General features: G+C 71.9%; 6 protein-coding genes. 2 read left to right on the top strand and 4 right to left on the bottom strand.

Features of this window, described 5'->3' with window-relative positions; genetic code table 11:
* Nucleotides 1–206: 206 nt before the first annotated feature.
* Together ACIO5D_RS33625 and ACIO5D_RS33630 are read left to right on the top strand one after the other, a co-directional pair.
* A complete protein-coding gene (locus ACIO5D_RS33625) occupies nt 207–875 on the top strand; it encodes a potassium channel family protein (protein WP_400651883.1) in 669 nt (222 codons plus the stop codon).
* Nucleotides 875–1,546 carry a TrkA family potassium uptake protein gene (locus ACIO5D_RS33630; RefSeq protein ID WP_363607591.1) on the top strand — a complete coding sequence of 224 codons (672 nt, stop codon included), beginning with the start codon at nt 875–877 and terminating at the stop codon, nt 1,544–1,546. The genes ACIO5D_RS33625 and ACIO5D_RS33630 overlap by 1 nt, the downstream gene beginning before the upstream one ends.
* A 71-nt stretch (nt 1,547–1,617) precedes the next feature.
* Here the strand turns inward: ACIO5D_RS33630 and ACIO5D_RS33635 are convergent, their stop codons facing one another.
* The 4 genes from ACIO5D_RS33635 to ACIO5D_RS33650 form a co-directional block, all read right to left on the bottom strand.
* Nucleotides 1,618–2,361: a DUF3159 domain-containing protein gene (locus ACIO5D_RS33635; RefSeq protein WP_363615271.1), complete on the bottom strand. Its 744-nt coding sequence runs from the start codon at nt 2,359–2,361 to the stop codon at nt 1,618–1,620.
* Between the two features lie 2 nt (nt 2,362–2,363).
* Nucleotides 2,364–2,771 carry an OB-fold nucleic acid binding domain-containing protein gene (locus tag ACIO5D_RS33640; protein ID WP_363615269.1) on the bottom strand — a complete coding sequence of 136 codons (408 nt, stop codon included), beginning with the start codon at nt 2,769–2,771 and terminating at the stop codon, nt 2,364–2,366.
* A 65-nt stretch (nt 2,772–2,836) separates the two neighbouring features.
* Entirely contained in the window at nt 2,837–3,517 is a 681-nt protein-coding gene (locus ACIO5D_RS33645) for a response regulator (RefSeq protein WP_363615267.1), read from the bottom strand.
* Nucleotides 3,518–3,563: 46 nt separating this feature from the next.
* Nucleotides 3,564–6,170: a sensor histidine kinase KdpD gene (locus ACIO5D_RS33650; RefSeq protein ID WP_363615265.1), complete on the bottom strand. Its 2,607-nt coding sequence runs from the start codon at nt 6,168–6,170 to the stop codon at nt 3,564–3,566.
* Between the last annotated feature and the right edge of the window lie 319 nt (nt 6,171–6,489).

The following is a 6,489-nucleotide window of genomic DNA, read 5'->3' on the forward strand; positions in this document are numbered from 1 at the left end:
GGAGCGTGGTCTGACTTATCTCCCCCCCTTCGTCGCGACCGCGTTCGACGGACCGGCTAGCGTGTCGGATACGAGCAGGCGGGCAACACTTGGATTGTCGCGCCGAGCACCCCTGAGGACGCTCGCCCCGCACGGCGGGGCGGGGAAGGATGACGAACGGTGTTTGCGCAGGTCAAGAACCCAACGGGACGGGTGAGGTAGCGCCGGTGCACATCGTCATCATGGGCTGCGGCCGCGTGGGCTCCGCCCTCGCCAGGGCGCTGGAGAAACAGGGCCACTCGGTGGCCGTCGTCGACCAGGACCCGACGGCGTTCCGCCGGCTGGGCGCCGGGTTCAACGGGCGCCGGGTGACGGGCGTCGGCTTCGACCAGGACACCCTGCGCGAGGCGGGCATCGAGGAGGCCGGCGCGTTCGCCGCCGTCTCCAGCGGAGACAACTCCAACATCATCGCGGCCCGGGTCGCCCGGGAGAACTTCGGCGTGGAGAACGTCGCGGCCCGGATCTACGACCCCCGGCGCGCCGAGGTCTACCAGCGTCTGGGCATCCCGACCGTCGCCACCGTCCGCTGGACGGCCGACCAGATGCTGCGCCGGCTGCTGCCGAGCGGCGCCGAGCCGCTCTGGCAGGACCCGAGCGGCACCGTGCAGCTCGCCGAGGTGGCGTACAACCCGGTCTGGGTCGGCCACCGGCTGAGCGCGCTCGAGGAGGCCTCCGACACCCGGGTGGCGTTCGTCACCCGGCTCGGCGAGGGTGTGCTGCCCACGCCCCAGATGGTGGTGCAGGAAGGCGACCTGGTGCACGTGATGCTGCGCCGGGCCGACCTGACGGCGGTCGAGGCCGCGTTCGCGCAGGGGCCGAAGGAGGAGGGTCACTGATGCGGGTCGCCATTGCCGGAGCCGGGGCCGTCGGCCGCTCGATCGCGGGCGAGCTGCTGGAGAACGGCCACGAGGTCCTGCTGATCGACAAGAACCCCAACTCCATCTCGGTGGAGCGGGTCCCCATGGCGGAGTGGCTGCTGGCCGACGCCTGTGAGATCACCTCGCTGGACGAGGCGGCGCTGCATCGCTGCCACGTGGTGATCGCCGCGACCGGTGACGACAAGGTCAACCTGGTCGTCTCGCTGCTGGCGAAGACCGAGTACGGCGTGCCGCGGGTGGTCGCCCGGGTGAACAACCCGAAGAACGAGTGGCTCTTCAACGAGTCCTGGGGCGTGGACGTGGCCGTCTCCACCCCGCGTCTGATGTCCGCCCTGGTCGAGGAGGCGGTCAGCGTCGGCGACCTGGTCCGGCTGATGCGCTTCAGCCAGGGCAACGCCAACCTGGTCGAGCTGACCCTGGCCTCGGACACCGAACTGGTCGGCACCCGGGTCGGCGACGTGCCGTGGCCGCCCGACACCGCGCTGGTGACCATCATCCGCGAGGGCCGGGTGCTGACGCCGGGCAAGGACGACACCCTGGAGGGCGGCGACGAGCTGCTCTTCGTCGCCGCGCAGGAACGCGAGGAGGAGCTGGAGGACCTGCTGTCCGCCTCCTCCGGCGCCCAGTAGCGCCACCGCCACGCGAGAGGGCCCGCACTCGGTGAGTGCGGGCCCTCTCGCGTGGCCTGGTCGGACACGCCCTACGGCCGGTCGGCCTCTTCGGCCGGCTCGTCGTCCAGCTGCGCCTTGATCGGCGGCGGCGCCTTCAGCAGGATCTGCCAGGTGACGTACATCGCCAGCAGCATCGGCGGGATGCCCAAGGCGACCTTCAGCCAGCCGAGCAGGTTGACGTTGTGGGAGAAGTACAGCGGGAAGAGGATCAGCGGCTTGATGCCCATGATCACCACCCAGGCCCAGGTGGCCTTGGTGTAGGCGGCCAGTCGGCCCGGGTTCTCCTTGCGCCAGGTGAACATCTCCCCGGTGATCGGGCCCAGCATCACGCCGATCAGCGGCCAGCGGACCAGGGCCGAGACGGCGAAGCCGAGGCAGTAGCCGACGTTCCAGAGCAGGCCCGGCAGATAGAAGTCCTCGGCCTTGCCGGTCTTCATCGAGATCCAGACGCCGAGGCCGACCCCGAACACCCCGCTGAAGGCGTGCTGGACGGTCTCCCGCCTGGCGAGCCTGGTCACCACGAACAGCGCGCAGAGGCCGAGCGCCGCCCAGCCGGCCGGCGCCACCTCGTGGGTGATGTTGTAGGTGACGATGAAGACAAGGCCGGGCAGGGTCATGTCGATCATGCCGCGCACGCCGCCGAAGGCCTGCATCACGGTGTCGGCGGCCTCCTTGGAGGCGGCGGCCCGCCGGGCCGCCTCGTTCTCGGCGGCGTCGTTGATCCCGGCCAGGTCGAGCTGGGCGGCGGACTCGCCGCCGGGCTGGTTGCTCACGCTCATTCGCTCCCGTGTCCGACCGGACGCAGCTCATAGCGGGGGTTGAACAGCACGCGGCGCCCGCGTGCCAGGCTGATCCGGCCGCTGGCAACCAGCCGGCGGCCGGGCTCTATGCCCGCGATGGAGCGGCGGCCGAGCCAGACCACGTCCAACGCCTCGGTGCCGTCGAAGAGTTCGGCCTCCAGCGCGGGCACGCCGGCCCGCGGGCGGAGGGTCACGGTCCGCAGGGTGCCTGCCACGGTGACCACTTCACGGTCTCCGCAGCGGGCGATCGGGGTGCAGCCCGACTCCGCCGCGCTCTCCTGGCGCAACTCCTCGGCCTGCAGCTCCTCGGTGGAGGAGGTCAGCCGGCTGAGCATGCGGCGGAAGCGGCCCTGCGGCTGGTCGCTGCTGATGTCACCACTCATGCCGGAAGGGTACCGGTTTCGGGGGCCCCGAGGGCAGGCCGCGATATCGGGGCGGTGCCCGGGGCTCACCCCTCGAAGCGGTAGCCCATGCCCGGCTCGGTGATGAAGTGCCGCGGGTGCGAGGGGTCACGTTCCAGCTTGCGCCGCAGCTGGGCGAGGTAGACCCGCAGGTAGTTGGTCTCGGTGCGGTAGGCCGGGCCCCAGACCTCCTGGAGCAGCTGGGTCTGGCTGACCAGTCGGCCTGCGTTGCGGACCAGTACCTCCAACAGATGCCATTCGGTCGGGGTGAGGCGGACGTCGGTGCCGTCCCGGTTGACCTTCTTCGCCGCGAGGTCGACGGTGAAGCTGTCGGTGACCACCAGCGAGTCGTCCTCCCCGGCCACCGGCTCGGCCCGGCGGACGGCGGCGCGCATCCGGGCGAGCAGCTCGTCCATGCCGAACGGCTTGGTCACGTAGTCGTCCGCGCCGGCGTCCAGCGCCTCGACCTTCTCGTCGGAGGCGTGCCGGGCCGAGAGCACGATGATCGGCACCCTGGTCCAGCCGCGCAGGCCCTTGATCACCTCGACGCCGTCCATGTCGGGCAGACCGAGGTCGAGGACGACGACGTCGGGGTGCCGGGCGGCGGCCAGCTCCAGCGCGCTCGCGCCGTCGTGGGCCGCGTCGACCTCGTACTTGCGGGCCTTGAGGTTGATCACCAGCGCGCGGACGATCTGCGGTTCGTCGTCCACGACGAGGACCCGGGTCATACGGGCTCCGCCTTTCACAGCTGTCGGAAGGGAAGGTCTGACGTGGTCATACACGGGACGGGCTGGTCGCCGCCTCGGGCGGGGCCGCGTCGGGCGGCCCGCTCTCGTCCGGCTCCGGCGGGCGGTCGGCGGCGGGCAGGGTGACCACCATCGTCAGGCCCCCGCCGGGGGTGTCCTCCGCGGTGACGGTACCGTCCATGGCCTCGACGAAGCCGCGCGCCACCGCGAGCCCCAGGCCCACTCCGGCGCCGCGCGGGGCGTCCCCGTACCGCTGGAACGGCGCGAAGATCCGTTCCTTGGCGTCCTCGGGCACCCCCGGGCCGCGGTCGACGATCCGCAGCTCGACCCGGCCGGGGCCGCCCACCGGGTGCAGGGCGTCGGCCTTGACCAGCACCTTGACGCCGTCCGGGCTGTACTTGACGGCGTTCTCGACCAGGTTGGCGAGCGAGCGTTCCAGCAGCCCGCCGTCGGCCCGGATCATCGGCAGGGTCTCCGGGACGTCCAGCCGCACGGAGTCCGGCGGCACGCCGCCGAGCGCGAACGGCACCACCTCGTCCAGGTCGGTCTCCTGGATCAGCGGGGTGACGGTGCCGGTCTGCAGCCGGCTCATGTCGAGCAGGTTGTTGATCAGATGGTCGAGCCGGTCGGCGCCGGCCTCTATGCCGGCCAGCAGCTCCGCCTCGTCCTGCTCGTCCCATTCGACGTCCGCCGAGCGGAGCGAGCTGACCGAGGCCTTGATGCTCGCCAGCGGGGTTCGCAGGTCGTGCGAGACGGCGGCGAGCAGCGCGGTGCGGATCCGGTTCCCCTCCGCCTCCCGGCGGGCGGCGACGGCCTCCCCGGCCAGTCGGCGGCGCTCCAGCAGCACCGCGGCCTGGGCGGCGAAGGCGCCGAGCAGTCGGCGGTCCTCGGCGGGCAGCACCCGGCCGCGTAGGACCAGGGCCAGGGTGTCACCGACCGGCACGTCCACGTCGGCGGCCTCGGGACGCCCCGGCGGGTGCGGGCCGGCCGTCGCGACCGCCTGCCACGGGCCGAGCGGGTCCGGCCGTTCCAGCAGCGCGGCGGAGTCCTGCTGAAAGGTCTCCCTGACCTGCTCCAGCAGCGCCGTCAGCACACCCTCCCCGCTCGGCGCGCCACGCAGCACGGTGCCCGCCAGCGCGCTGAGCGTCTGCGCCTCGGTCTGGCTGCGGGCCGCCTGATGGGTGCGCCGGGCGGCCAGGTCCACCACGGAGGCGACCGCGATGCCGACGGTGGTGAATATCGCCACCGCGATGATGTTCTGCGGCTCGGAGATGGTGAAGGTGTGAATCGGCGGCGCGAAGTAGTAGTTCAGCGCCGAGGAGCCGACCAGGGCGGAGGCGATCGCCGGGAACAGCCCGCCGACCAGCGCCGCGCAGACCGTCAGCGACAGGAACAGCAGCATGTCGGTGGAGAGGCCGAGTCCGTTGGTGTGGGTGAGCAGCAGCGCCAGCAGCGGCGGCCCGCCCACCCCGATCAGCCAGCCGGTGACGGTCCGCGGACGGCCCAGGTCGGTGACCCGGCGGGTCGGGAGCCGGCCGCGCCCCTTGGCGGCGTGCTCGTGGGTGACGATGTGCACGTCGATGTCGCCGGAGTCCCGGGTCACGGTGGTGCCCACGCCCGGACCGTAGATGTACTGCCAGGCCGGCCGACGGCTGGTGCCCAGCACGATCTGGGTGGCGTTGACGCCCCGGGCGAAGTCCAGCAGCCCGGCCGCCGGATCGTCGCCCAGCACCGCGTGGAAGCTGCCGCCCAGGCTCTCCACCAGCGCCCGCTGTTCGATCAGTGCCTGCGGCGAGCCGGAACCGGAGCCGACCAGGCCGTCCGAGCGGGAGATGTGGACGGCCAGCAGCTCGCCGCCGGAGCCGCGCGCGGCGATCCGGGCCGCCCTGCGGATCAGCGTCGCGCCCTCCGGCCCGCCGGTGAGGCCGACCACGATGCGCTCACGGGCCTGCCAGGTACCTTCGATGCCCTGCTCGGCCCGGTACTTCTGCAGGTACTCGTCGACCCGGTCCGCGGTCCACAGCAGCGCCAGCTCGCGCAGCGCGGTCAGGTTCCCCGGGCGGAAGTAGTTGGCCAGGGCGGCGTCGATCTTCTCCGGCGCGTACACGTTGCCGTGTGCGAGGCGGCGGCGGAGCGCCTGCGGTGACATGTCGACCAGTTCGATCTGGTCTGCCCGCCGGACCACCTCGTCCGGGACGGTCTCCCGCTGCCGTACCCCGGTGATGCCCTCGACCACGTCGCCGAGCGACTCCAGGTGCTGGATGTTCACGGTCGAGATCACGTCGATCCCGGCCGCCAGCAGTTCCTCGACGTCCTGCCAGCGCTTGTCGTTGCGGCAGCCGGGGACGTTGGTGTGCGCCAGCTCGTCCACCAGCGCCACCTGTGGGCGGCGGGCCAGCACGGCGTCCAGGTCCATATCGGTGAACGCGGCGCCCCGATGGACCAGCTCGCGGCGCGGCACCACCTCCAGGCCGGCCACCAGCGCCGCCGTGTACCGCCGCCCGTGGTCCTCGACGAACCCCACCACGACGTCCGTGCCACGCTCCAGTCGCCGGTGCGCTTCGGCGAGCATGGCGTACGTCTTGCCGACCCCGGGGGCCGCCCCGAGGTAGATGCGCAGCCTGCCTCGTCCCATGAGCACCATTCTTGATCCGGCCCGGCCCGGGGGCCACCCCCGGACACCTGTTCCCCTCCCCTTCGAGACTACGGCGTGGGAGGCGATTTTCCGCTGATCAGGGCGCTGATCAGGCGGTTTTAGCGGCATATTGACGGCGGAGCGGCGCGCCGGGGTGCCCTGTCCGAGCAGCCGTCGCGACCGTGCCCTGCGCGTGATGCCGTAAATACACAGCAATACACGGCCGTAAACGCAGAGAACCCCCACCCGGAATCGGGTGGGGGTTCTCTGGAATAATTGTTCGGCGGCGTCCTACTCTCCCACAGGGTCCCCCCTGCAG

It is taken from the genome of Kitasatospora sp. NPDC087315 (assembly GCF_044744345.1).
Lineage (GTDB): Bacteria > Actinomycetota > Actinomycetes > Streptomycetales > Streptomycetaceae > Kitasatospora.

Bases quoted from the DNA above. Each gene is read 5' to 3' on its own strand.
- ACIO5D_RS33630 (WP_363607591.1), top strand. From the start codon at position 875: ATGCGGGTCGCCATTGCCGGAGCCGGGGCCGTCGGCCGCTCGATCGCG.
- ACIO5D_RS33640 (WP_363615269.1), bottom strand. From the start codon at position 2,771: ATGAGTGGTGACATCAGCAGCGACCAGCCGCAGGGCCGCTTCCGCCGC.
- ACIO5D_RS33645 (WP_363615267.1), bottom strand. From the start codon at position 3,517: ATGACCCGGGTCCTCGTCGTGGACGACGAACCGCAGATCGTCCGCGCG.
- ACIO5D_RS33650 (WP_363615265.1), bottom strand. From the start codon at position 6,170: ATGGGACGAGGCAGGCTGCGCATCTACCTCGGGGCGGCCCCCGGGGTC.